Origin of the sequence: Mesorhizobium sp. L2C066B000 (assembly GCF_000502335.1) — a bacterium.
Taxonomy (GTDB): domain Bacteria; phylum Pseudomonadota; class Alphaproteobacteria; order Rhizobiales; family Rhizobiaceae; genus Mesorhizobium.
Genome location: NZ_AYWZ01000003.1, coordinates 64608 through 88641 on the forward strand (window position 1 = coordinate 64608; position 24034 = coordinate 88641).

The window sequence follows — 24034 nt, forward strand, 5'->3', positions numbered from 1 at the left end:
GCGATGCTGCACGATCCCGCCCAGCTCGACCTGATGTTCCAGGCGCTCGCAGACCCGGCCAGGCGCAGCATGGTCGAACGGCTGTCGCGTGGGCCGGCCTCGGTCAGCCAGTTGGCCGAACCGCTGGCGATGTCGCTGTCGGCCGTCGTCCAGCATCTCAACGTGCTCGAAGCAAGCGGGCTGGTGCGCTCGGAAAAGCTCGGCCGCGTGCGCACCTGCCAGATCGCGCCGCAGGCGCTGCGCAGCGCAGAACACTGGATCAACGAACGGCGGCTGACATGGGAGCGTCGGCTCGACCGGCTCGGCGATTTTCTCGCCGGGACCGAATGACCTGAAGCAGAGGAGAAATGACCATGCCCGGCAAAAGCAGAGCGGAGTTGATCCGCGGCTATTTTTCCGCCTACCAGGCGAATAACAAGGCTGCCGTCGCGGCGGTGCTCGCCGACGATTTCACCTTCACCAGCCCCTATGACGACGCCATCGACCGTGCGACCTATTTCGAGCGCTGCTGGCCGGACAGCCCGGCCTTCAGCTCGATCGTCATCGAGCGGATATGCGAGGACGAGGACGCCGCCTTTGTCCTCTATCGCTGCGAGACGGCGGACGGAAAGACCTTCCGTAACACCGAACTGCATCTGTTCCATGGCGACAGGTTGCGCGCCGTCGAAGTCTATTTCGGCGCGTCCTGTCGCGACGGCGTCTTCGTCGCGCAGAAACCATCAAGCTGACCAAGAGGACCCGACCATGGCCGAACGATCCGTCGTCCACTCCACCTTCGTCCTCGAGCGCCTCTATCCAGTTGCGCCGGCGAAAGTCTATTTCGCGCTCAGTGATCCGGCCGCCAAGCGGCGCTGGTTCGCGGACCCCGACAACCCGATGACCCACAGGCACGAAATGGATTTTTGCGTCGGCGGCCAGGAGGTCAATGCCGGCGGGCCGAAGGACGGGCCGATCCACACCTATACCGCCACCTATCAGGACATCGTGCCCAACCAGCGCATCGTCTACAGCTACGACATGCTGTTCGGTGATGTCAGAATCTCGGTTTCGCTGGCGACAATTGAGCTTCGCCCGGAAGGCACGGGCACGCGTCTGGTGCTCACCGAGCAGGGCGCGTTTCTCGATGGGCACGACACACCGTCATCGCGCGAGCATGGTACCGGATTCCTGCTCGATGCGCTGGGCAAGGCGCTGGCAACGNCGGCCTATGCTTCCCAGAACTGATCAAGCCAAATATTGAGCTTGAGGAAGCCGCCACTGCTGACTGTATAGACCCGCCTCGTGCCCTCGGCCTTGGCCTGAACCAGACCGGCGTCCAGCAACACTTTCAAATGCTGGGACACGGCCGGGCGGGAGACTGGAAGGCCCGAAGCCAGCTCGTTGACGGTTTTCGGGCCACGCCGGAGCTCTTCCAGAAGATAGCGCCGGTTGGGGTCGGCAATCGCCATGAAGGCGTCAGAAAAGATCATGCCTATACTTGTGGGGCAAAGCTTTTCAAATCTCAACCGTCGGCTTCCGCTTTTCTGAGCCGCAGTGCTTCAGGGGTGACCGAGCGATCGGCCGGCTGGGTCTTGAAGGCATCGCGGTCTTCGATTGGCACCGGCGCGCGGCGGCTGATGCGCAGCAACGTGTAGGCGGCGAGGCTGAGATGCGCCAGCGCGGTGGCCAGGAACAGGCCTTCGGGGCGGAGCCAACCCATCAGGGCGGCAGCCAGCAAGGGCCCGATCATGGTTCCGAAGCCATACAGAAGCAGCAGGCCGCCCGAGACCTTGACGAAATCCTCCGATCGGGCGTGGTCGTTGGCATGCGCCACGGCGATCGAATAGAGCGTGTAGGCAAAGGCGCCGTAGGCGGCGGCGAAGACAATGACGAGGACGGCGGAACGCGGTTCGAACAGGAAGATCAGGATGGCGAACAGTGCGGCGCCGAAAGCCGCGCCCGCCAGCACGAAACGGCGGTCGGTCTTGTCGGAGAGGCGTCCGGCCGGAAGCTGCATGGCCGCGCCGGCAATAACGACAAGGCTCATCATCAGTGCGATCTGGGCGGTGGAGATGCCGATACGGGCGCCGTAGACGGCGCCAAGCGTGCCCCAGGCGCCATTGGCGATGCCGACCAACAGGCAGGCGATCGCCGACACCGGCGAGTTGGCGTAGAGACCTTTGACATCGAGCTTGACGTCCTGCAAAGGCTTGGGAGACGAAGCCGACGACACCGCGGTCGGGATCAGCGACAGGCAGAACAATATGCCGGTGATCATGAACAGCGACGCCGATCTGACGTCGCCGCCGGCAACGATCATCTGGCCGCCCATGATCGAGGCATAGGTGACCATCATGTAGAGGCCGAAGACGGTGCCGCGGTTCTCGTTGGTGGCCTTCTCGTTCAGCCAGCTTTCGATGACCATGAAGGCTCCGGCCATGGTGAAGCCGGTGAAGGCACGCAGCAGGATCCAGACATATTCGTCGATGATCAGACCGGTAAGCAACGCCACGATGGCGCCCGAAGCGGCAAAGGCGCCGAACGCCCGGACGTGGCCGGCGCGGCGCACCAGGCGCGGTGCGAAGAAGCAGCCGGTGACGAAGCCACCGGCCCAGGCCGTGCCCATCAGACCGAGCGATGCCGTCGAAAACCCTTCGAGCTGGCCGCGCAACGGCAACAACAGGCCGTGCAGCCCCGAAGCCGCGAGCAGGAAAGCGGTGCCGCGAAGCAGCGAGAGGATCGGCCTGTAGCTTGCAAACATTGTTTGATCCGTCTGGAGATTCGGTGGCGGGGTCTGAAGACAGGCGCATTCGGGCTTTTCGGCGGCGGATGCTCAACGCCGAAACTAACGCGAAAACTAGCCGCGGCGAAACAGGGCTTCGGCCGCCGATTTGGTGCTGCCCTTGGTCTGGAGCTCGGCTTCGAGCCGGGCAATCTCCTCGCGCAGGATGCTGATCCGTTCGGTAAGGTCACCGACCGAAAGCAGCGACAGATCCTGTCCGATCTCATGCGGGCGGGCTTTCTTTTTGGGTTCGTCGTCGAAGATCGCCATCGTCGCTCCTCCCTATTCAGTATTGGGCTGATTTGGCCATTTGCCTGATCCGGCAATCAGCATACATAGGGCAGGGGCGCAGATGCAAACAGCCGGCAAGAAGCTGGCAGCCGGCGACAGACCGGCGGACCGAGACGGGAAATTTCATGGCGAGCGGACATAAAATTCCAGCCACGATGACGGCCATCGCAATCTCGCAACCGGGCGGGCCGCGGGTGCTGAAACCGGAAACGCGCGACGTGCCGGTGCTTGGTCCCGGCGAAATCCTGATCCGGGTGCGTGCGGCCGGCGTCAACCGCCCCGACGTGCAGCAGCGCAAGGGCGCCTATCCGGCGCCGCCCGGCGCTTCCGACCTGCCCGGTCTCGAGGCATCGGGCGAAGTGGCCGCCCTTGGCGACGACATATCGCGCTGGCGCATCGGCGACCGGGTCTGCGCGCTGACGCCGGGGGGCGGTTATGCCGAATATGTCAAGGTTCATGCCGGCAGCGTGCTGCCGCTGCCCGCCGGCTTCACCCACACGGAGGCGGCCGCGGTTCCGGAAAACTATTTCACCGTCTGGCACAATGTGTTCGAGCGCGGCGGCCTGAAAAAGGGTGAGACGCTGCTGGTCCATGGCGGCTCATCGGGCATCGGCACCACGGCGATCCAGCTGGCGTCGGCCTTCGGCGCCTATGTCGTCACCACCGCCGGCTCGAAGGAGAAATGCGACGCCTGCCTGAAGCTCGGCGCCGACCGGGCGATCAACTACCGCGAGGAGGATTTCGTCGCGGCGGTCAAGGATGCGACCGGCGGCAACGGGGCCGACGTCATTCTCGACATGGTCGGCGGCGACTATATCGCGCGCAACTACGAGGCCGCCGCGGTCGAGGGCAGGATCGTCCAGATCGCCGTCCAGGCCGGCGCGGTGGCGAGCGCCGATTTCTCGAAAATCATGGTCAAGCGGCTGACCCACACCGGCTCGACGCTGCGGCCTCGCACGGTCGAGTTCAAGGCGGCGCTCGCCGCCGCACTGGAAGCACAGGTGTGGCCGCTGCTCGGCACCCGGAAGGTAGCGCCGGTGATGGACATGATCTTCCCGCTGACCGACGCCTGGCGGGCGCATGAGCGCATGGAAGAGGGCGAGCATATAGGCAAGATCGTTCTCGACGTCGGCTAGATGGGGCGAGATTTAGGTGAGGCCGGCCTGCGAATGGCGGCTCCCTGCGCTTCCGGCCTTCGCCGGCCGAAGCCCTCATGAGGCGTTGCGGCAGTTAAGGCTACGGCCGGAGTAGGCCGGTGCTTCGTACTGAAGTACGCTCCGCTCCGGTTCTCGGGAGCCGCCATTCTCTGCTCGGCCTGACCTGAACCTCGCGCCATGCTCCGCGCTCAGCCTGTCGGCAAGATGAACACAAGCTTAATGCTGCAATGCAGCATTTGCATTGCGGCTATGCAAAGACGTCTGTTCAATTCGTGGGCAGCACTGCCTATCTAAGCGTCATCGAAACGATTTGATCCAATAACTGGAGGACAACCATGAACCCGATCCGCGCTTTCCGTAACTGGCGTATGTACAACGAAACCGTGCGCGAGCTGAACAAGCTCAACGCCCGTCAGCTCAGCGACCTCGGCATCAGCCGCGGCGACATCGAGAGGATTGCCCGCAAGGCCATCTAATTCGAAGCCTGGTCGGCCGATGAGGCCTGACCACGCGGCAGAAGCAAGAGCCGCCGCAGACGGTATCCCGTCGCCGGTTCCGAGCCCGCTGGACCCTGTCCGGCGGGTTTTGTCGTCTTGGACCCCCTGTACAACTCGGCATCAATGATCGCCGGAGCCGAGGTCCTCCTGGCCTCCCCCGCTGTCCGGTGTCCGACGGCTGCGCCCTGCGCCAAAAACATTGCGAAACGGCAGCGGAGCGGTTATACAGGCCGCGAATTTCCCATTTTGGTGGCTCTAAACCACCGCCCGCGCGGGAACGCGGGCGAACGAGAAGGATTTTGAAATGGCCAATACGCTGCTGATGCCCAAGGCGACCGCCGTCTGGCTGGTCGACAACACCGCGCTTTCCTTCGAGCAGATCGCGCAGTTCTGCGGGTTGCATCCGCTCGAGGTCAAGGCGATCGCCGACGGCGAATCGGCGCAGGGCATCAAGGGCATGGATCCGATCATGACCGGACAGCTGACCCGCGACGAGATCGCGCGCGCCGAGAAGGATCCGAACCAGCGCCTGAAACTGTCCGACCCCAAGGTGCGGGTGCCGGAATCCAAGCGCAAGGGTCCCCGCTACACACCGCTGTCGAAGCGCCAGGACCGGCCCAACGCCATCCTGTGGCTGGTCCGCAACCATCCGGAATTGAAGGACGCGCAGATTTCGCGCCTGGTCGGCACGACCAAGTCGACGATCGAACAGATCCGCGAGCGCAAGCACTGGAATTCGGCCAATCTGCAGCCGATGGACCCGGTGACGCTGGGTCTCGCTTCGCAGATCGACCTCGACATGGAAGTCAACCGCGCCTCGCGCGGCCGCGAGCAGGCGCAGCCTGTCGGCGACACGCTGCTGCCGGCTGCCGTGACCGAGCGCCTGGTGCCGGCGCCGGAGAAGCCGAAGGACGAGGATGCCGAGCTCGACGCAAACGCCGTGTTCGCCAAGCTCTCGGCGCTCAAGTCCAAGAAGGAAGATGCGGACGACGAGTAAGGTTTGCGACAGTTCATCAAAAAAGCCCGCTTCGAGCGGGCTTTTTCATTGATTATCGAAGTCTCAGCTGCGCGCCGCCCGGTCCGGCGTCATGCCATAGTCCTCCGAGCGTTCGACGGCGCGGTAGAAGTCGGCAAGCTGCTTGCCTCGCTCAGGCTTGAAGATGCGGCCGGCGATGACCACCGAGGCGATGCGGTCGATGCGGAAGGCGCGGAAATCGTCGCGCATCTCGCACCAGGCAACCAGCGTCCATACCTTGCCCCAGAACCACAGTCCGAGCGGACGGATGTCACGCCCGGTGCCGCGGCCGGCCTCGTCGCGGTAGTCGATGGTCAGCACCTGTCGCTTCTCGACAGCGCGCTCGATCACGTCGATCGCCTCACGCGCGGCGTCGCTCACCACCCACATCGGCGTGTGGATCTCGGTGCGGGCGATGCGGTCCTTCTCGGCGTCGGGCAGGACGGCGCCGATCTTGACCAGCGCCTCGTCGGCCGCACGCGCCATGGCCGCGCCGCCAAAGGCCCGCACCATGCGGGCGCCGGCGACCAGCGCGACGATTTCGTCACGCGTGAACATCAGCGGCGGAAGGTCGAAACCCTCCCTCATCATGTAGCCGACGCCGGCCTCGCCGTCGATCGGCACTCCGGTCGACTGCAAATCGGCGATATCGCGGTAGATGGTCCGCTCGGAAACCTCGAGCCATGTGCCGAGCTTCTGGGCGGTGACCAGCCGGCCGCCACGCAGGTGCTGCACGATCTGAAAGAGCCTGTCGGCACGTCGCATCGTATGGTCCCTCGGCTGCTTGTCTATGAATGTCATGGGGCCAAAACCGGTTCCGGGTGACATCCATGTCCTGTTTTATGCTTGTCGTTCTCCCAAAAACCGCTGCGCACTTTTGGGCGACACGCATTATGGTTTAAGTCCTTCGCGCTTGCGCTGCACGGCGACGAATTCCGCGCCGAAGGACAACTTCTTCGTTGTCGGCGTGTTCACGTCGAGCACACGCCAGTACGGCGTGATATCGTTCAGCGTCATGCCGCGTTCGAGATCCTCATTGGCGGCTTCGGCGACGGTTCGCAGATGATAGCCGATGGTTACCGGACATGTCACTTGCGCCCCATGCTCGATGGCGAGCGCGGTGCGCAAGGCGCGTACATCCATCTCGACGCCGTTGGGGATCGTGCGAATGAAATCATCGACCTGACGGGCCGTCGGCACCAGCATCGGCTGGCCCTCGACGACGTCGCCCATTGTGCGTGGCGTCGGCTTCACGCCGTTGACGCCCGGCGTGTTCAGCCTGTCGTTCCAGCTTTTCACCATTCATGTCTCCTGACACGTTTATGGCATGGTGCTCCTGACAGCATTCTGTCAGGAGCCTTCAGCATTGTCCGCAGCAGGCGCCAAAAGTCTTTGCGCCAGCCCGAGGGGTCGCCGCCCGGGGGTCGATGTCAATGATCCGGGCGTTGCGGGGTCCGCATCCAAGCATTGTCATGTAAAACGCCTCAGATCTCGCGAATGCGGCTGTGACCCTCATACATATCCGGCCAGCCAATGTCCTTGCGGATGTCCGCCGGCAAGGAGTTCAGGAAGCGCTGGGTACGGACTTCATTGCGCATCGTGCGGATCTTGCCGACATAGTGCTGTACGCTGTTCAAAATACCAAAGCTGTTCATGACCATCTCCTCTTCTCTGATGGAGACACTATCGCATACCCCTCCTGACAGCAGTCTGTCAGGAGCATGTCAGCTCGTTGAAGAAAGCTGCGAGGTGCTTGGCGGTCGGTTCGGAAACGAGCCTTTTGTCAGGAATGGCCAAGTCGACCGAGACCATGCAAGAACCGCTTTGACAGCCTGTCGCGATGCTGCTCAAAGGCGGGCATGTCGAAACTCCTCGCGCTCGTCATCATCGGCATGATGGCCATTCAGCTGATCAAGCCGCTCGGCTGGCCGGGCCTGAAGCGGCGCGGCGATTTCTGGAAGCTGGCCCTGATCGCCATGGCGGCCATCGCGCTGGCGGGTGCGCTGGGGCACTGGGCATAGCCTTGAGGGTCAGGTCGGGTCCACCGTTCCCATGGCAATCATCCGGATGGCGTTGAGGCTGGGCACGAAGAAGTAATCGCCACCGCGCGTCGTCATGAATTCCGGCAGGTTCGCCGCAATAAAAGGCGTGGCGTTGGCCGGGCCGGCCGGAATGACATGCTTGCTCGATTCGGCGCGGTTGCCGGTCAGCGTGCAGGTGTCGTTGCCGGTTTCGGAATCCAGGCCGTAGCTCGTCCATTGCTGCTGGATGATATTCTGGCTCAGATCCATTGGAAGCAGGCTGCAATCAACAGTATTTGGAAATACTCGCGTCAGTTCTCTGAAGCCCACCAGTCCGAGCTTGTGCCCCCTCAGGTCAATCGGCGAGCACCCATCCGACCAGATGTTCGGCCCAGGCGCGGTAACCGGCTTCCGAGGCATGAAAGCCATCGGAGGCAAAGCCGGCCTCAGGGTTGGTGATCGGCAGCCGTGGCGCCGGCACGGCGCCGCGCTCGAAACAGAGGCGCTCGCCCATGCGGTTCATTGCGGTAGCGCGGATTTCGAGTATCTTGCCGAGCAGCGGCGGCATGGCCGGCGCACGGGTGAATTCCAGCACCGGCGACCAGACGACGCGGGCCTCCGGCCATTTGGCGCGCAGCGCGTAAAGCAGGCCGCCGAACTCTTTCTTGAAGCGCGGCACCGAGTGGAAATTCTTGGTGTCGTTGGTGCCGATGGCCAGCACTATATGCGTCCACCGATCGGCCGACAGATTGAGCAGCACATGGTCGCGGATCTGGCCCGACGTTGCCGAGTTGAAGCCGGCGGCGCGCCAGCGCACGGCAAGGCCGGTTCGCTGCGCGATCATGACGGCAAGCTGCGCGGCAAGCCCGTTCTCGGAATTGCCGATGCCGACGGAAGCGGCCGAGGAATCGCCCAGCACCAGCAGCGAGATGGCCGGCGCCTTGCCCGTTATTTCGTGCATGACCGGCCCTTGTGCCGGCAGCATGCGGGTGGTGCGGCGGCGCACGCCGAGGCCCTGCCAGACATAGACGGGGTAGGCGAGCCAGGTAAGAAGGGCCGGGAAGCGCATGGCAATACCGTTAGAGGTTAACGGCAGCCTTAGCGCATGTTTGGGCGCAGGTGAACGCGCTTCTAGTCGCAGCAGTTTTCCTTAGCCGCCTGCTTTTCCTGATATTCGTCATGCAGCCGCACCCAGTCCATCAGGCTTTGATAAGGGCCATTTTCGCCGCGGCCCTTCGGCGTCATATCGAGATAGTCATAGGTGCCGATCTGCGCCTCGCCGCCGCGGGCGCGCGACATAAAGGTGAGAAAGATGTCGCCGTTCTCGTCCTTGTAGAAAACACTGGTGCCGGGAAGGTCCTTTGACGTGCGCGGACGCGTCTCGAAATTGTAGGTGGTGTCGCCGGCCGCGATCTGCTTGTCGGTGAAGGAGACCTGCATGTCGAAGTTGAAATCCGAGGCGTAGGACGACACCCAGTCGAATTTCCAGCCCATACGCTGCTTGTAAGGCAGCAGTTCCGCCAGCGGCGCGCGCGCAACCACCACCAGCGACACGTCGTGGCGCCTGAGATGCTGATCGGCGCCGTCTATATGGTCGGCAAGGAAGGAGCAGCCTTCGCAGCGGTGGTTCGATCCTGGCGTCATCATGAAGTGGTAGACGATCAGTTGGCTGTTGGCGCCGAACAGTCCGGCCAGGTTCTTCGGACCCTGCTCGGTCTCGAAGACATAGTCCTTGCGGATTTTCATCCAGGGCAGTTCACGCCGCTCGGCGGCGATGCGCTCACGCAACCGTGTCAATTCCTTCTCGCGCGCCAGATGCGCCTTGTGCGCCTCAAACCAGTCTTCACGCGAAACCACCTTGCTGCGAGTCATGAAGTTCTCCCTGTCTGTTCACCCAAGGACGTTTGGGGTGGGCAGAAACCGACATCGCCGTCAGCTTTTGCCGAAAAGGAGATAAGGATGGACGAACTCCGTCCAAGCCGGGCTTTGCATAAACAAACCCGGGCGCATCGGCCCGGGTTGTATGACAACGGGAGGACTGCGCTCAGGCGGCCTGTTCGAGGCTCGCCGTCCATTGTCCCAGCGCCGCCAGATGGTTCATGTGGGCACGATGGGTGAAGGCGGCCTGGCCGGCGGCGACGTTCGATGCCTTGCCGCTCCAGGCCTTTTGCGGGGCGGCCTGCAAGGCGCGGCCATAGGAGAAGGTCAGCTTCCACGGATGCTGGCCGATGGCGTTGATGGCGTTGAGGTTGGCGGTCGCCTCCTCGTCCGACTGCCCGCCCGAAAGGAAGGCGATGCCCGGCACCGCTGCCGGTACGGTTTCGCGGAACAGTTTTATGGTCTTTTCCGCGACCTCTTCGGGGCTGCTCACCTTGCCCGACTTCCTGCCGGCCAGCACCATGTTCGGCTTCAGGATGGTGCCTCCCAGCAAAACGCGCGCCGCATGCAGCTCGTCATAGAGCTTGATCAGCGTTGCCTTCGAGATGTCGTAGCAGGTGTCGATGTCGTGCGCGCCGTCCATCAGCACTTCCGGCTCGACGATCGGCACGATGCCAGCCTCCTGGCACAGTGCGGCATAGCGGGCCAGCGCATGGGCGTTGGAGGCAATCGAATTGACCGAGGGCACGCCCTTGCCGGTGTCGATGTCGATCACCGCGCGCCATTTGGCGAAGCGGGCGCCGAGCTTGTAATAATCTGCGAGCCGCTCGCGCAAGCCGTCGAGGCCTTCGGTAACGGTATCGCCGGGAAAGCCGGCGAGTGGCTTGGCGCCGGCATCGACCTTGATGCCGGGAATGGCGCCCGCCGCCTTGATGATGTCGACCAGAGGCGTGCCGTCGGCAGCCTTCTGACGGATGGTCTCGTCGTAGAGAATGACGCCGGAGATGTACTTCGTCATTGCGTCCTTGGCGCGGAACATCATCTCGCGGTAGTCGCGGCGGCTATCGGCGGTCGATTCGACGCCGATAACGTCGAAGCGCTTCTTGATGGTGCCGGAGCTCTCATCGGCGGCCAGCAGGCCCTTGCCGCCGGCCACCATCGCGGCGGCAATGTCTTCGAGACGTTCGCTCATTTTTCTTCTCCTAAGGGGGTACGTTCCGCGCGTAACGGAAGTCTACCGCCAAAGGAATGGGATCGGAAAGCTCGAATCGATTGAAAGTTCCTGGCGTCCGTTTTTGCGCCCCCGATCCGGTCAGGCTTGTTTCTTCAGCACGTCGACGCCGGGCAGCGGCTTGCCTTCCATCCATTCGAGGAAAGCGCCGCCGGCGGTCGAGACATAGGTGAAGTCGTCGGCGACGCCGGCATGGTTGAGGGCGGCCACCGTATCGCCGCCACCGGCGACCGAGACCAGCTTGCCGGCCCTGGTGCGGGCCGCCGCGTGCCTGGCCGCCGCCACCGTGGCGTGGTCGAAAGGCTCGATCTCGAAGGCGCCGAGCGGGCCGTTCCAGACCAGCGTCGCGGCGCGGTCGATCCATTCACCGATCGTCTTCACGGTCTTTTCGCCGACATCGAGGATCATGCCGTCAGCCGGGACATCCGAAATGGCAACGGTCTCGCTGGCCGCACCCGCCTTGAATTCCTTGGCGACGACACCGTCGACAGGCAGGATGATGGCGCAGCCGGCCTCGGCGGCCTCGATCATGATCTGCTTGGCGGTCGCGGCAAGGTCATGCTCGCACAGCGACTTGCCGACAGCGGTGCCACGCGCGGCGAGAAAAGTGTTGGCCATGCCGCCGCCGATCACCAGCGCGTCGACCTTCTTCACCAGGTTCATCAACAGGTCGATCTTGGTCGACACCTTGGCGCCGCCGACAATGGCGACGACAGGGCGGACCGGATTGCCGAGCCCCTTCTCCAGCGCCTCGAGCTCGGCCTGCATGGTGCGGCCGGCATAGGACGGCAACAGCCGCGCCAGGCCTTCGGTCGAGGAGTGCGCCCGGTGGGCGGCGGAAAAGGCGTCGTTGACGAAGATATCGCCATTGGCGGCGAGCCGCTCTGTAAAGGCCGGGTCGTTCTTCTCCTCGGTCTTGTGGAAGCGGGTGTTTTCCAGCAGCAGCACATCGCCCTTGTTCATGGCGGCGACCGCACTGCCCGCCGTGTCGCCGACGCAGTCGCCGGCAAAGCCGACGGGGCGGCCAAGCACCTCCGCGGCAGCCTTGGCGATCGGCTCCAGCGAGAATTCGGGCGAGGGACCATCCTTCGGGCGGCCGAAATGCGCGAGCAGGATGACCTTGGCGCCCTTGCCGGACAGCTCGGCGATGGTCGGCGCGATGCGTTCGATGCGGGTGGCGTCGGTGACCTTGCCGTCGGCGACGGGCACGTTGAGGTCGACGCGCACCAGCACGCGCTTGCCGCTGATATTGCCGATATCGTCGAGTGTCTTGAAGGCGGCCATGCGGGTTCCTTTCCGTGGAAAATCGCCGGGACCATACCTCGCATCGATGACGATGCAAGGCTTGAGCCGGGGTGCGAGCTAAATTTTGAGATCAAGGCGAAGGCTGTCGTGATGATGCGGGACGTCAGCGTGAACCGATCGCTTGTCAGCCTTCTGTCGTTATCTTTTCCGCCGTCGGCTCAAGGGCCTTCTCATTGGCTGTCGCCTCTGCAGTCTGCGTCTCGGTCGGCTTGCGCCAGTTGCGGATGAAGGCGGAGACACGATCGCCGATCTCGCCGGCGCTCAGGAACACCGGAACCCGCGCCACCGGCGCGGTCGGCTCGAAGGAGAGGCCGAGACCGGTGATCTTGCCCTTGTCGTCGACGTCGCGGACGATCAATTCGATCGGGCCGATCAGCACCCGGTCGGCATATTCGGCATGGCCGCCAAGCCTTGCCGTCACCAGCGCGCCGACGGTGAGCTTCTGCTCGGCTTCGCTCAATCCCGGTGTGTATGCGGCCTCGAGCTCTGCGGCCGAGCGGGCGGGATCGACGGCGAAGGCGCCGAAGAAGTCGGCATCCTCGGGGTCGACTACGGCGCGGCTGGCAAACAGCTTGTCAAGCAGGCGCGGATAGCGGTCGGGCACGAAGATGTNTCGGGGTCGACTACGGCGCGGCTGGCAAACAGCTTGTCAAGCAGGCGCGGATAGCGGTCGGGCACGAAGATGTAAACCTGGTCGCCGGCCGCGAGCCGGCCCATGTCCTGGAAACGCATCGAGCGGCCGTCGCGCAGCACCAACGAGGGCCGTGCCCAGCGCGGGATACGCTCGCCGCGCGCCACCGGGCTGCCGGGCGCCACGCGGTAGGCGAGCAGTTCGTGGTGGGCGGAGCCCGGCAGTTCGAGTTCGACCTTGTCGAGCGGCCCGAGCCTCGCCGGCACGATCAGGCCGAGCCGGCGCGCCAGCGGACCGACCGACCAGCCCTGCACCACCAGCGATACCAGCACGATGATGAAGGCGACGTTGAAGATGGTGCGGCCGTTCTCCAGTCCGCCGAGCAGCGGGGTGATGGCAAGCAGGATGGACACGGCGCCGCGCAGGCCGACCCAGGAGACGAAGGCGATCTCGGGACGCGGCAGGCGGAACGGGATAAGGCAGAGCCAGACGGCGACCGGGCGCGCTACAAACATCAGGAACAGGCCGAGCAGCACCGCCGGCACCATGATCGCCGGAAACTGCGAGGGTGTCGCGAACAGGCCGAGGATCAGGAACATGATGATCTGTGCCAGCCACGACATGCCGTCCTGGAAGCGCTTCAGGATGGTGACGGCGCGGATGTCGGAGTTGCCGGCAATCAGCCCGGCGAGATAGACCGCCAGGAAGCCCGAGCCGCCAATGGCGCCGGCCGCGGCGAACACCATCAGCGACAGGGTTAGCACGAAGATCGGCAGCAAGCCATGGTCGAGGTTGAGCCGGTCGACGAGGCGCACGATGCCGAGCCCGCCAAGCACGCCGACGACGGCGCCGAGCCCCATATTGAGCAGGAAGCCGAGGATCAGGTCGGTGACCAGCACATGGGTCTCGGGATTGGCGTGGGCGGCGATGATCTCGACCAGCGTGATGGTCAGGAAGATGGCGATGGGGTCGTTGGTGCCGGATTCGACTTCGAGCGTGGCGCGCACGCGCTCGCGCAGATTGATTTCGCCGGCGCGCAGCAGGAAGAACACCGCAGCCGCGTCGGTCGAGGCGACGGCAGCTCCCAGAAGGAAGGATTCCAGCCAGCTGAGGTCGAGCAGATAATAGGCGGCGGCGCCGAACAGGCCAGTGGTCAGGATTACGCCGGAGGTCGCCAGCGACAGCGCCGGTCCGGCCGCCTGGCGCAGCGCGTTGAGCGGCGTGCCGAAACCGGAATCGAACAGGATGACCGCCAGCGCCAGCGAGCCGGCAAAATATGCCACGCGCGCATTGTCGAATTCGATGCCGAGACCATCGACGCCGCTGGCGAGGCCGATGCAGAGGAAGAGCAGCAGCAAAGGGGCGCCGAAGCGGAAGGCGATCAGGCTCGAGAACGCTGCGGCGACGACTAGCGCTGTGCCGACCAGCGTGACGAGATAGATCGCATGCTCCATCCGTGATTTGCCCCTCGAATTCCTCTTTCTACCGATTCACGGGAGAGTGGGGCGAAGGCATGGCCGGTGCAAGGCGCAAGGATGGCTTTTTGCCTTATGCCGCTGATTTTCCGGCGTTTGGCGGCTCGGCGCGCCTTGCCCGGCGCGCTGACGAAAAACGCCCGGGCAAAGCCGGGCGTTCGAAGCTGCAAGACGATGCCTTCAGGTCAGGCGATGGTCTTGCCGAAGGCGACCGAGGTGTCGGCCATGCGGTTGGAGAAGCCCCACTCATTGTCGTACCAGGACAGCACCGAAACGAAGTTGCCGTCCATGACCTTGGTCTGGTCGAGCGCCAGGATCGACGAGCGCGGATCGTGGTTGAAGTCGATCGACACATTCGGATGATGGGTGACGCCGAGAATGCCCTTGAGCTTGCCGTTGGAGGCGGCGATCACCGCTTCGTTGATCTCCTGCACGGTGGTGGCGCGCTTGGCGATGAACTTGAAGTCGACAACCGAGACGTTGGGGGTCGGCACGCGGATCGAGATGCCGTCGAGCTTGCCCTTGAGGTCGGGCAGCACCAGGCCGATCGCCTTGGCCGCACCGGTCGAGGTCGGGATCTGCGACAGGGCAGCCGCGCGGCCGCGGTAGAGATCCTTGTGCATGGTGTCCAGCGTCGGCTGGTCGCCGGTGTAGGAGTGGATCGTCGTCATCATGCCCTTTTCGATGCCGACGGTCTCGTGCAGCACGGCGGCCAGCGGCGCCAGGCAGTTGGTGGTGCAGGACGCATTCGAGATGACGATGTGGTCCTTGGTCAGCTTGTCGTGGTTGATGCCGTAGACGACGGTGAGGTCAGCACCTTCGGCAGGCGCGGAGACGACGACGCGCTTGGCGCCAGCGGTCAAGTGCGCGGCAGCCTTGTCGCGGGCGGTGAAGATGCCGGTGCATTCGAGCGCGATGTCGATGCCGAGCTCCTTCCACGGCAGCTGCGCCGGGTCCTTGATCGCGGTGACCTTGAAGGTCTCCTTGCCGACGGTGATCTGGTCGCCCGAGACCGACACTTCGTGCGGGAAGCGGCCGTGCACGCTGTCATAGCGCAGCAGATGCGCGTTGGTCTCGACCGGGCCGAGGTCGTTGACGGCGACGACGTCGATGTCCTTGCGGCCGGATTCATGGATGGCGCGCAGGATGTTGCGGCCGATGCGGCCAAATCCGTTGATGGCAACTCTGACGGTCATTTTACTCTCCCTGGGAGCTGAAGGCGGCAGATGGGTCCGCAGCTTCATAGCGGCGGATGGCACAAGAATCCAGCCGCAGAAGGCCGAATTTAAATCGATTAGGTTGGTCCAGCCCCGCGAATCCGCCTTGGAGGTGCGCGGGACTGACCCTGATCTTACTTGCCGTGCAGGCGGGCTTCCGCGGCCTTGGCCGCGGCTTCGGCGGTGATGCCGAAATGCGGGTAGAGCTGCTCGATGGTGCCGGAAGCGCCGAAGCCGGTCTTGCCGATGAAGATGCCGTCGGAGCCGATCAGGTGATCCCAGCCCTGGCGGATGCCGGCCTCGATCGCCATCTTGATCGGCGCGTTGCCGATCGTCTCCTTGCGGTAGGCGTCGCTCTGCCGGTCGAACAGTTCGAAGCAAGGCACCGAGACGACGCGGGTCGGGTGCCCATGCTTTTCAAGCAAATCACGGGCGCCGAGCGCGATCTCGACCTCGGAGCCGGTCGCGAAGATCGTCACCGCCGCTTCGCCGCTCGCCGCGGCCAGTTCATAGGCGCCCTGGCTGCTGAGGTTCCTGGCCGAGTGCTCGGTGCGCACCGTCGGCAGGTTCTGGCGGGTCAGCGCCAGGGTGGACGGGGTCTTTTCCGATTCAATGGCAATCTGCCAGCATTCGGCGGTTTCCACCGCGTCGGCCGGACGGAAGACATTGTGGTTGGGGATGGCGCGGAGCGCCGCCAGGTGCTCGACCGGCTGGTGGGTCGGCCCGTCTTCGCCCAGACCGATCGAATCATGGGTCATGACGAAGATCGAGCGGATGCCCATCAGCGACGCCAGCCGCATCGACGGACGGGCATAGTCGGAGAAGCACATGAAGGTGCCACCATAGGCGATGAGGCCGCCATGCAGCGTCAGGCCGTTGAGGGCGGCCGCCATGCCATGCTCGCGGATGCCGTAGTGGACATAGCGCTGGCCGTAATCGTCCGGCGTGATGTTCTTGGTCTGGCTGGTCTTGGTGTTGTTGGAGCCGGTGAGGTCGGCAGAGCCGCCGATGGTTTCCGGCACCGCGCCGTTGATGACTTCCAGCGCCATTTCCGACGATTTGCGGGTGGCGACCTTCGGCTTGTCGGCCGACAGCTTCTTCTTGTAGTCGGCAATGACGGCATCGAAATTCGACGGCAGCTTGCCGGCAAGGCGGCGCTCGAACTCGGCCTTCAACTCAGGCTTGGCCTTGGCGAGCCGGCCTTCCCAGTCGGTGCGCGGCTTGACGCCGGCCTTGCCGGCGGTGCGCCAGGCGTCGAGAATGTCGGCCGGAATTTCGAAGGGCGGCGAGTCCCAGTTGAAGAATTTCCGCGCGCCTGCGATCTCGTCGGCGCCGAGCGGCGAACCGTGCGCCTTGTTGGTGCCGGCCTTGGTCGGGGCGCCGAAGCCGATGGTCGTCTTGCAGGCGATCATCGTCGGCTTGTCGGAATGGCGGGCGGCTTCGATGGCGTAGGCGATTGCCTCGGGGTCGGTGCCGTCAATGTGGCTGGCGTTCCAGCCCGAGGCCTGGAAGCGGGCGACCTGGTCGGTGTTGTCTGCAAGCGAAACCGGACCGTCGATCGAGATGTTGTTGTTGTCCCAGAAGACGATCAGCTTGTTGAGCTTGAGGTGCCCGGCCAGCGCGATGGCTTCCTGCGAAACCCCTTCCATCAGGCAGCCGTCGCCGGCCAGGACATAGGTGTAGTGGTCGACGAGGTCGTTGCCGAAGGCGGCGTTCATGATGCGCTCGCCGAGCGCGAAGCCGACCGAATTGGCGAGACCCTGGCCGAGCGGGCCGGTCGTCGTCTCGATGCCGGTGGCATGGCCGTATTCGGGATGGCCGGCAGTCTTGGAACCCAGCTGGCGGAAATGCTTGATCTGGTCGAGGGTCATGTCCTCGTAACCGGTCAGATGCAGCAGCGAGTAGAGCAGCATAGAACCGTGGCCGGCCGACAGGATGAAGCGGTCTCGGTCCGGCCAATGGGGGTTCTTCGGATCATATTTCAGAAAGCGGGTGAACAGCACTGTGGCGATGTCGGCGCAGCCCATGGGCAGGCCGGGATGGCCGGACTGGGACTTCTCGACGGCGTCCATGGAGAGAAAACGGATCGCATTGGCCATCCGGTCATGTTGTTCACGCGACGTCATGGTACCTCCGGGGTGGGGATTTGTGGGCTTGGCAGAGCCCAGGAAAGAGTGCGCGACACATAGCAGCCACGGGCTTTTAGTCAACAAATCGGCTGCACATTTGCCGGTCTTGTGATGGCTTTGAGACCTTATGGGGCGACCTACATTAGCGTTAGCGGGGGACAGTCGCGAGAGCTTTGTTGACGTTGCCTTCACCCGGTGCCTAATGTTTCCTTGTTAACGCGTTCTGAACGCGAAGCGATTCGGTGATGGGCAGGGCACAGGACGAAGGCCATGACCGGCGAAACCACACTCAAGGAAGTCATCCACAGGCTGGGCAAGGCCATCGAGGGGCTGGAAAACGCCGTCGCGGCCAAGCTCGAGCACGAGCGCGACTATTCCGAAGCCGAGGCTGAGGTGCAGCGCATGAACGCCGACCGTTCACGGCTGGCGCAGGAACTCGACAATTCCGAAGCCCGCGCCGAACGGCTGGAAGATGCCAACAAGGAAGTGTCGCGCCGCTTGGTGACCGCCATGGAAACCATCCGCGCGGTGCTGGACAGGTAGGAGCTGCAGGCCATGGCACAGGTCACGGTTTCCATCGACGGCAAGCAGTATCGCATGGCTTGCGACGAGGGTCAGGAAGAGCACCTGATCGACCTCGCCGAGCGGTTCGACCGTTATGTCTCGCATCTGAAGGATTCGTTCGGCGAGATCGGCGACCAGCGGCTGACGGTGATGGCCGGCATCATGGTGATGGACGAGCTTTCGGAGCTGCAGAAGCGGGTCAAGGGCATGGAGACCGAAGTGCAGACGCTGCGCAAGACGCGCGACGAAGCGCTGACCAAGGCCGACAAGAACGACACTGTGCTGACCAGCGCGCTCGGCGCGCTCGCCCAGCGCATGGAAGACCTGGCCACGTCGCTGGCGGTCAACAAGGCCTGAGCCTTTCCCGCACAAACGAAAGATTGTCGGCCCAACGTCGGTCCGTAGAACGAAAGTGCTCGTTCCGTCGCCAATAATAGTTTTCTATTGTCCTGCAGCCGCGATTTTTGCGCTAAGATGCGGGAATGCCGGAGCGTTGACGCCGTCCACGGCCGCTCCTGACGAAATCTGTTGCTGGGGAAATAATGCCATGAGCCTTCGTATCAACGACATCGCGCCTGACTTCACCGCCGAGACCACGCAAGGGCCGATCAAGTTTCATGACTGGATCGGCGACGGCTGGGCGATCCTGTTCAGCCATCCGAAGAATTTCACCCCGGTCTGCACCACCGAGCTGGGCACGATGGCGGGGCTCGAAGGCGAGTTCAAGAAGCGCAACGTCAAGGTCATCGGCATTTCCGTCGATCCCGTTGCGAGCCACGACAAGTGGCAGGCCGACATCAAGACGGCGACCGGCCAGACGGTGCACTACCCGCTGATTGGCGACAAGGACCTCAAGGTGGCCAAGCTTTATGACATGCTGCCGGCGGGCGCCGGCGAGACGTCGGAAGGCCGCACGCCGGCCGACAACGCCACGGTGCGCTCGGTCTATGTCATCGGGCCGGACAAGAAGATCAAGCTGGTGCTGACTTACCCAATGACGACGGGCCGCAACTTCGACGAGATCCTGCGCGCGGTCGATTCCATGCAGCTGACGGCCAAGCACCAGGTGGCGACGCCGGCCAACTGGAAGCAGGGCGAGGATGTGATCATCACCGCCGCGGTTTCGAACGAAGATGCGGTCAAGCGTTTTGGCGCTTTCGAGACGATCCTGCCCTATCTCAGGAAGACCAAGCAGCCGTCAGCCTAGGTTTTCTCCGTCGGAGCTATTTGGGGCTTCAGTCCTATTTGTGGCAAGGCGTGCTTGACCGGCGCGCTTTGCCAGATGACCATGCTCTTGTTCAACCCGACGGAGAAAACGGTTCCTGTCGGGCAAGGGGCAGGGGGGCCGGACATTGGACATCGCTTCGGCCAAACCTGAGGTCGCCGGCTTCTACGACAAGCCGACCGGCGCCATCCAGTATGTCGTCACCGACCCGGTGACGAGACGCTGCGCCGTCATCGACCCGATCCTCGATTTCGACGAAAAATCCGGCGCGACGGCGACGAAGAATGCCGACGCCTTGCTGGATTTTATCCGCGAAAACGGGCTGGAGCTCGAGTGGATCCTGGACACCCATCCGCATGCCGATCATTTCTCGGCGGCGCACTATCTCCGGGAAAAGACCGGCGCGCCGACGGCGATCGGCGACAGGATCATCGAAGTCCAGGCGCTGTGGAAGGCGATCTACAACTGGCCGGATTTCCCCGCAGACGGCTCGCAGTGGGACCGGCTGTTTGGGGAAGGCGAAACGTTCATGATCGGCAACCTGCCGGTCAAGGTGCTGTTCTCGCCCGGCCACACGCTCGCCTCGATCACCTATGTCATTGGCGACGCAGCCTTCGTCCACGACACGCTGTTCATGCCCGACAGCGGCTCGGCAAGGACGGACTTTCCCGGCGGCAGTGCCGCGCGGCTGTGGCATTCGATTGAGGGCATTCTGGCGCTGCCGGACGATACGCGGGTGTTCGTCGGCCACGACTATCAGGCCGGCGGGCGCGAGCCGTGCTGGGAGAGCACGGTCGCCGAGCAGAGGGCAAAGAATATCCACCTCGTTGCGGCGCGCAGCGAAGCCGAGTTCGTCGACTTGCGCGAAGCGCGCGACAAGACACTGCCGATGCCGCGGCTGATCCTGCATGCGCTGCAGGTCAACATGAATGGTGGACGGCTGCCGGAACCGGAGGCCAATGGGAGGCGGTATCTCAAGTTTCCGCTGGATGGGCTGTAGATCGGTTCATGCTGTAGGCGCCGTCGCCGAAGCTGCCAATCTCCCCACTTGAGGGGGAGATGCCCGGCAGGGCAGAAGGGGGTGCTGTCCCGCCGACCTTTGCTGTGTGCTCGAACAATTCCAGGTTGGGGATAGTTAAAATCGCAAGCTGCGATCCGTCACGCCCCCCTCTGTCCTGCCGGACATCTCCCCCTCAAGGGGGGAGATCAGCTGTTGTCCGACTTTCGCTAACCGCCGACGGACGACAAAACAAAAAAGGCGGCGCCGGTTTCCCGACGCCGCCTTCTGTTCCTTAACCGAACCCAGCCTTAGGCCGCCGGCTGCGCCTCGATCGTGCGCAGCGCCTGCATCTGGCGCTTGGCGGCGGCCTTGACCGCGTCCTGCACCTTCTCGAAGGCGCGCACCTCGATCTGGCGCACGCGCTCGCGGCTGATGTCGAACTCGGACGACAGTTCTTCCAGCGTCAGCGGCTCCTCGGCGAGGCGGCGGGCCTCGAAGATGCGCCGCTCACGATCGTTGAGCACGGCCAGAGCGCCCGACAGCATGCCGCGGCGGTTTTCCAGCTCGTCCTGCTCGATCAGCATGTCTTCCTGGCTTTCGTGGTCATCGACCAGCCAGTCCTGCCATTCGCCGGATTCACCTTCGCTGGCGCGGATCGGCGCGTTCAGCGACGCGTCGCCGGACAGGCGGCGGTTCATCGACACGACTTCAGCTTCCGACACGTTCAGCCGGGTGGCGATCTCGGTGATCTGGTCGGGCTTGAGGTCGCCATCGTCCAGCGCCTGGATCTTGCCCTTCACCTTGCGCAGGTTGAAGAACAGGCGCTTCTGATTGGCGGTCGTGCCCATCTTGACCAGGCTCCACGAGCGCAAGATGTACTCCTGGATCGAGGCCTTGATCCACCACATGGCGTAGGTCGCGAGGCGGAAGCCACGCTCGGGTTCGAATTTCTTGACGGCCTGCATCAGGCCGACATTGCCTTCCGAGATCACTTCGCCGATCGGCAGGCCGTAGCCGCGATAGCCCATGGCGATCTTGGCGACGAGCCGAAGATGGCTGGTGACGAGCTTGTGCGCAGCGGAAGTGTCTTCATGCTCGGCGTAGCGCTTGGCGAGCATGTACTCTTCCTGCGGCTGAAGCATCGGAAAGCGGCGGATTTCTTCCAGGTAGCGGCTGAGGCCGCCTTCGCCGGAAACAATACTGGGTAGTGACTGGGCCATGATTGCGCCCCCTCTCTATTGGAGTGATGCCCCCGAAACGCGGCGGGCATGTGACGCGAGCACCAAAAGGCTCGCCCGCGGCAACTGATTTATATAGGAACAAAACCAGAAAAGACAGGCATTTGTTCAACACGAAACAGTGTGTCACGCTGAAGTGAACAATGCCGCTCAGGTTTTAGCTGGCTTGTTTAGACGCAATTCCGGACGGAAAACCGTTTCACACTTTTCCTGGAATTGCTCGGGTTCAGAGTTTGCGGAAGCCGCCGACGAGTTCCTCCATGTCCCCCGGTATCGGCGCCTCGAACCTCATCGGTAAATGGGTAGCCGGGTGCCGAAATGCAAGAAGCCAGGCATGCAAAGCTTGCCTGGAAAATGCCTTGACCTGACCCTTCAGCAGTTCGGGCAGCCGGTTGGCCTTGGTGCGGAAGGCCTGGCCGTAATCGGGGTCGCCGATGACGGGATGGCCGATATGGGCCATGTGGACGCGGATCTGGTGGGTGCGGCCGGTTTCCAGCCGGCATTCGACCAGGCTGGCGGTGGCGAACGCCTGCTGGCCCTCGCCGAAACGCTCCTTGACGGTGAAATGGGTCACGGCGTGGCGGGCATCGTCACGGCCTTCCGGCACGACGGCGCGGCGCACGCGGTCGGCGGCACGGCCAAGCGGCGCGTCGACCGTTCCGGTCGGCCGCGACGGGATTCCCCAGACCAGCGCCAAATAAGCACGTTCGAGGTCGCCGGTGCGGCCGTGGTCGGCAAAGGCCTCCGACAGCGCCTTGTGGGCGCGGTCGGTCTTGGCCACCACCATGACGCCGCTGGTTTCCTTGTCCAGCCGATGGACGATGCCCGGCCGCCTGACGCCGCCAATGCCTGAAAGACTGTCGCCGCAGTGGTGGATCAGGGCATTGACCAGCGTGCCGGTCCAGTTGCCGGCGCCGGGATGGACGACGAGGCCGGCCGGCTTGTTGATGACGATCAGCTCGTCGTCCTCATAAAGCACGTCGAGCGCGATGGGCTCGCCTTGCGGTTCGGCCGGTTCGGGCTCGGGCATGACGACCGATACGCGCTCGCCGGCACTCATTTTGCGCTTGGTCTCGTCGACCGGCTTGCCGTCGATCGAAACGGCACCTTGCCGGATCAGCATCTGCACCCGGCTGCGCGACATGTCAGGCCCGAGGGCGCTCGCCAGCCATTGGTCGAGGCGCTGGCCGGCCGCTTCCGCGCCGGCTTCGAGCACGGTCGGCGCCGCCTCTATGAATTGTCCAGCCTCTATCAATTCAGGGGTCTCTTCGTTATGAGCGCTCATCGAAAAAGTTCCGGAAAGTTCTGCCATGGCCCGGCCCGTTGCCGATGAAGAAGAAAAGCCGCTCGATCCCGAGATCGAAAGGGTGCGCGGCAGGCTCATCCGCTTCATGGCCATCAATCTCGGCCTGCTTTTGCTGGCCCTTATGGTGGTGATCGCGGCCATTGTCTACAAATCGCGCAAAGCGCCGCCCGCGAACCCGCCGCTCGCCAACGACATTCCAATTCCGCCCGGCGAGCCGCTCGCGGCCGACATAGTGCTCCCGGTCGGAGCCAAGGTGATCAGCCAGGCTCTGTCGGGCAATCGAATTTCAATCGACGCCGAGCTCAGCGACGGCAGCCGCACCATCTTCGTCTACGACATCGCCGAGCGCCGTATCATCGGCCGCTTCGCCATCCGCAACAAATGAGCGGGCCGAAACAATGACCGGGTTTGCCGACCATCGCCGCATAGCAACCGTTACGCTCGTCGTCGCCGATTATGACGAGGCGATTGCCTGGTATGTCGGCAAGCTTGGCTTTGCGCTCTGCGACAACATCGATCTCGGTGACGGCAAGCACTGGGTGACGGTGACGCCGTCGGCCGGGCAAGGCCCCCGGCTGCTTTTGGCGGAAGCGTTGGACGATGTGCAGAAAAGCCGCGTCGGCGACCAGACCGGCGGCCGCGTGGTTTTGTTTCTCGAAACCGACGATTTTGCCAGGGACCATGCGACGATGCTGGAAAACGGCGTCGATTTCCATGAAACGCCACGCCATGAGCCGTACGGCACCGTGGCGGTTTTCGCCGATCTCTACGGCAATCTGTGGGACCTGATCGAGCCGAAACGCTAAGTCCGCAAACCGAGATTGCACAGAAGCGGTCCGGCCGTTCGAAGCCCAGTTGCTTTTTCCAAACCGTCAGCCTATATCGCCGGTTCTTGAACGCGCCCATCGTCTAGCGGTCAGGACACCGCCCTCTCACGGCGGGAACAGGGGTTCGATTCCCCTTGGGCGTACCAAGCAACCGCTTTCCTTCCGCATCATCGACAATTTCGGGCAGCAGCCGCGCGGATCGCGTGTGACCGCGAGGGTCGGCGGCATCAGCGAAAACCCGGCAAATCCGCGTCACAGATACACCC

The 24034-nt window shown here is 63.5% G+C and carries 28 protein-coding genes, 1 tRNA gene and 1 pseudogene; 14 read left to right on the forward strand and 16 right to left on the reverse strand.

Annotation, left to right across the window (positions count from 1 at the left end):
- Positions 1-3: 3 nt before the first annotated feature.
- The 3 genes from X733_RS0134455 to X733_RS154820 are packed head-to-tail and all read left to right on the forward strand — an operon-like array spanning position 4 to position 1224.
- Positions 4-330 (forward strand): metalloregulator ArsR/SmtB family transcription factor, encoded by a 327-nt coding sequence (locus X733_RS0134455; protein WP_023699361.1) that lies wholly within the window; start codon positions 4-6, stop codon positions 328-330.
- Positions 331-353: 23 nt separating this feature from the next.
- Complete coding sequence (locus X733_RS154825) at positions 354-728, forward strand: nuclear transport factor 2 family protein (RefSeq protein WP_032911064.1); 375 nt, start codon at positions 354-356, stop codon at positions 726-728.
- A 16-nt stretch (positions 729-744) separates the two neighbouring features.
- Complete coding sequence (locus X733_RS154820; protein WP_023818419.1) at positions 745-1224, forward strand: SRPBCC family protein; 480 nt, start codon at positions 745-747, stop codon at positions 1222-1224.
- Here the strand turns inward: X733_RS154820 and X733_RS154815 are convergent.
- The 3 genes from X733_RS154815 to X733_RS154805 all read right to left on the reverse strand — a co-directional run bounded on the left by X733_RS154815 (position 1206) and on the right by X733_RS154805 (position 3031).
- Positions 1206-1469, reverse strand: coding sequence for a metalloregulator ArsR/SmtB family transcription factor (locus X733_RS154815; protein ID WP_023670147.1), 264 nt, complete (start codon positions 1467-1469; stop codon positions 1206-1208). The genes X733_RS154820 and X733_RS154815 overlap by 19 nt on opposite strands.
- A 32-nt stretch (positions 1470-1501) precedes the next feature.
- Entirely contained in the window at positions 1502-2740 is a 1239-nt protein-coding gene (locus tag X733_RS154810) for an MFS transporter (protein WP_023683997.1), read from the reverse strand.
- A 96-nt stretch (positions 2741-2836) separates the two neighbouring features.
- Entirely contained in the window at positions 2837-3031 is a 195-nt protein-coding gene (locus tag X733_RS154805; protein ID WP_023670145.1) for a DUF1192 domain-containing protein, read from the reverse strand.
- Positions 3032-3177: 146 nt separating this feature from the next.
- On the opposite strand from X733_RS154805, the gene X733_RS154800 reads away from it, so the two are divergent.
- The 3 genes from X733_RS154800 (at position 3178) to X733_RS154795 (ending at position 5703) form a co-directional block, all read left to right on the forward strand.
- Positions 3178-4188, forward strand: coding sequence for an NAD(P)H-quinone oxidoreductase (locus X733_RS154800; protein ID WP_031193199.1), 1011 nt, complete (start codon positions 3178-3180; stop codon positions 4186-4188).
- A gap of 356 nt (positions 4189-4544) precedes the next feature.
- Positions 4545-4685 (forward strand): DUF1127 domain-containing protein, encoded by a 141-nt coding sequence (locus tag X733_RS1000000167875; RefSeq protein ID WP_023670143.1) that lies wholly within the window; start codon positions 4545-4547, stop codon positions 4683-4685.
- A gap of 325 nt (positions 4686-5010) precedes the next feature.
- Complete coding sequence (locus tag X733_RS154795; protein WP_023670142.1) at positions 5011-5703, forward strand: DUF1013 domain-containing protein; 693 nt, start codon at positions 5011-5013, stop codon at positions 5701-5703.
- Between the two features lie 63 nt (positions 5704-5766).
- Here the strand turns inward: X733_RS154795 and X733_RS154790 are convergent, their stop codons facing one another.
- The 3 genes from X733_RS154790 to X733_RS1000000167880 all read right to left on the reverse strand — a co-directional run bounded on the left by X733_RS154790 (position 5767) and on the right by X733_RS1000000167880 (position 7376).
- Complete coding sequence (locus tag X733_RS154790) at positions 5767-6486, reverse strand: YafY family protein (RefSeq protein ID WP_023683994.1); 720 nt, start codon at positions 6484-6486, stop codon at positions 5767-5769.
- A 126-nt stretch (positions 6487-6612) separates the two neighbouring features.
- On the reverse strand, positions 6613-7023 hold the full coding sequence (locus tag X733_RS154785; protein WP_031193200.1) for a hypothetical protein: 411 nt from the start codon (positions 7021-7023) through the stop codon (positions 6613-6615).
- A 182-nt stretch (positions 7024-7205) separates the two neighbouring features.
- Complete coding sequence (locus X733_RS1000000167880) at positions 7206-7376, reverse strand: hypothetical protein (protein ID WP_023670139.1); 171 nt, start codon at positions 7374-7376, stop codon at positions 7206-7208.
- A gap of 204 nt (positions 7377-7580) precedes the next feature.
- Here X733_RS1000000167880 and X733_RS1000000167885 point away from each other — a divergent pair, with 204 nt between their 5' ends.
- Positions 7581-7742: a hypothetical protein gene (locus X733_RS1000000167885; protein ID WP_023683991.1), complete on the forward strand. Its 162-nt coding sequence runs from the start codon at positions 7581-7583 to the stop codon at positions 7740-7742.
- 9 nt (positions 7743-7751) lie between these two features.
- Here X733_RS1000000167885 and X733_RS154780 read toward each other — a convergent pair whose 3' ends face one another.
- The 8 genes and pseudogenes from X733_RS154780 to tkt all read right to left on the reverse strand — a co-directional run bounded on the left by X733_RS154780 (position 7752) and on the right by tkt (position 17605).
- Positions 7752-8072, reverse strand: a complete 321-nt coding sequence (locus X733_RS154780) for a hypothetical protein (RefSeq protein WP_155924185.1) — start codon at positions 8070-8072, stop codon at positions 7752-7754.
- A 25-nt stretch (positions 8073-8097) separates the two neighbouring features.
- The gene (locus X733_RS154775; RefSeq protein WP_023818421.1) at positions 8098-8811 is read right to left on the reverse strand and encodes an SGNH/GDSL hydrolase family protein; all 714 of its coding nucleotides are present in this window, start codon (positions 8809-8811) and stop codon (positions 8098-8100) included.
- A 62-nt stretch (positions 8812-8873) separates the two neighbouring features.
- Entirely contained in the window at positions 8874-9614 is a 741-nt protein-coding gene (locus X733_RS154770) for a thioredoxin family protein (RefSeq protein WP_023683988.1), read from the reverse strand.
- A 172-nt stretch (positions 9615-9786) separates the two neighbouring features.
- Positions 9787-10812: a class I fructose-bisphosphate aldolase gene (locus tag X733_RS154765; RefSeq protein ID WP_023701319.1), complete on the reverse strand. Its 1026-nt coding sequence runs from the start codon at positions 10810-10812 to the stop codon at positions 9787-9789.
- Between the two features lie 120 nt (positions 10813-10932).
- Entirely contained in the window at positions 10933-12135 is a 1203-nt protein-coding gene (locus tag X733_RS154760; RefSeq protein ID WP_023670132.1) for a phosphoglycerate kinase, read from the reverse strand.
- 145 nt (positions 12136-12280) lie between these two features.
- Positions 12281-14241, reverse strand: a pseudogene (locus X733_RS01000000166105) (potassium/proton antiporter).
- Between the two features lie 206 nt (positions 14242-14447).
- Complete coding sequence (gene gap, locus X733_RS154755) at positions 14448-15458, reverse strand: type I glyceraldehyde-3-phosphate dehydrogenase (protein ID WP_023683984.1); 1011 nt, start codon at positions 15456-15458, stop codon at positions 14448-14450.
- 155 nt (positions 15459-15613) lie between these two features.
- Positions 15614-17605, reverse strand: a complete 1992-nt coding sequence (gene tkt / locus X733_RS154750; RefSeq protein WP_023818422.1) for a transketolase — start codon at positions 17603-17605, stop codon at positions 15614-15616.
- A gap of 273 nt (positions 17606-17878) precedes the next feature.
- Here tkt and X733_RS154745 point away from each other — a divergent pair, with 273 nt between their 5' ends.
- The 4 genes from X733_RS154745 to X733_RS154730 all read left to right on the forward strand — a co-directional run bounded on the left by X733_RS154745 (position 17879) and on the right by X733_RS154730 (position 20397).
- On the forward strand, positions 17879-18151 hold the full coding sequence (locus tag X733_RS154745) for a DUF4164 domain-containing protein (protein WP_023670128.1): 273 nt from the start codon (positions 17879-17881) through the stop codon (positions 18149-18151).
- A 12-nt stretch (positions 18152-18163) separates the two neighbouring features.
- Entirely contained in the window at positions 18164-18529 is a 366-nt protein-coding gene (locus X733_RS154740; protein ID WP_023670127.1) for a cell division protein ZapA, read from the forward strand.
- Between the two features lie 190 nt (positions 18530-18719).
- Positions 18720-19379, forward strand: coding sequence for a peroxiredoxin (locus tag X733_RS154735; protein ID WP_023806528.1), 660 nt, complete (start codon positions 18720-18722; stop codon positions 19377-19379).
- A gap of 145 nt (positions 19380-19524) precedes the next feature.
- Complete coding sequence (locus X733_RS154730; RefSeq protein ID WP_023818423.1) at positions 19525-20397, forward strand: MBL fold metallo-hydrolase; 873 nt, start codon at positions 19525-19527, stop codon at positions 20395-20397.
- A 308-nt stretch (positions 20398-20705) separates the two neighbouring features.
- Here X733_RS154730 and rpoH read toward each other — a convergent pair whose 3' ends face one another.
- Both rpoH and X733_RS154720 read right to left on the reverse strand, forming a co-directional pair.
- Positions 20706-21617: an RNA polymerase sigma factor RpoH gene (gene rpoH / locus X733_RS154725; protein WP_023670124.1), complete on the reverse strand. Its 912-nt coding sequence runs from the start codon at positions 21615-21617 to the stop codon at positions 20706-20708.
- A gap of 244 nt (positions 21618-21861) precedes the next feature.
- Positions 21862-22920, reverse strand: a complete 1059-nt coding sequence (locus tag X733_RS154720) for an RluA family pseudouridine synthase (protein ID WP_023818424.1) — start codon at positions 22918-22920, stop codon at positions 21862-21864.
- A 25-nt stretch (positions 22921-22945) separates the two neighbouring features.
- On the opposite strand from X733_RS154720, the gene X733_RS154715 reads away from it, so the two are divergent.
- The 3 genes from X733_RS154715 (at position 22946) to X733_RS154705 (ending at position 23914) form a co-directional block, all read left to right on the forward strand.
- Positions 22946-23326, forward strand: a complete 381-nt coding sequence (locus X733_RS154715) for a hypothetical protein (RefSeq protein ID WP_023818425.1) — start codon at positions 22946-22948, stop codon at positions 23324-23326.
- 13 nt (positions 23327-23339) lie between these two features.
- Positions 23340-23747 carry a VOC family protein gene (locus tag X733_RS154710; protein WP_023818426.1) on the forward strand — a complete coding sequence of 136 codons (408 nt, stop codon included), beginning with the start codon at positions 23340-23342 and terminating at the stop codon, positions 23745-23747.
- Between the two features lie 92 nt (positions 23748-23839).
- A tRNA-Glu gene (locus X733_RS154705) sits at positions 23840-23914 on the forward strand.
- The last annotated feature ends 120 nt before the right edge of the window (positions 23915-24034 follow it).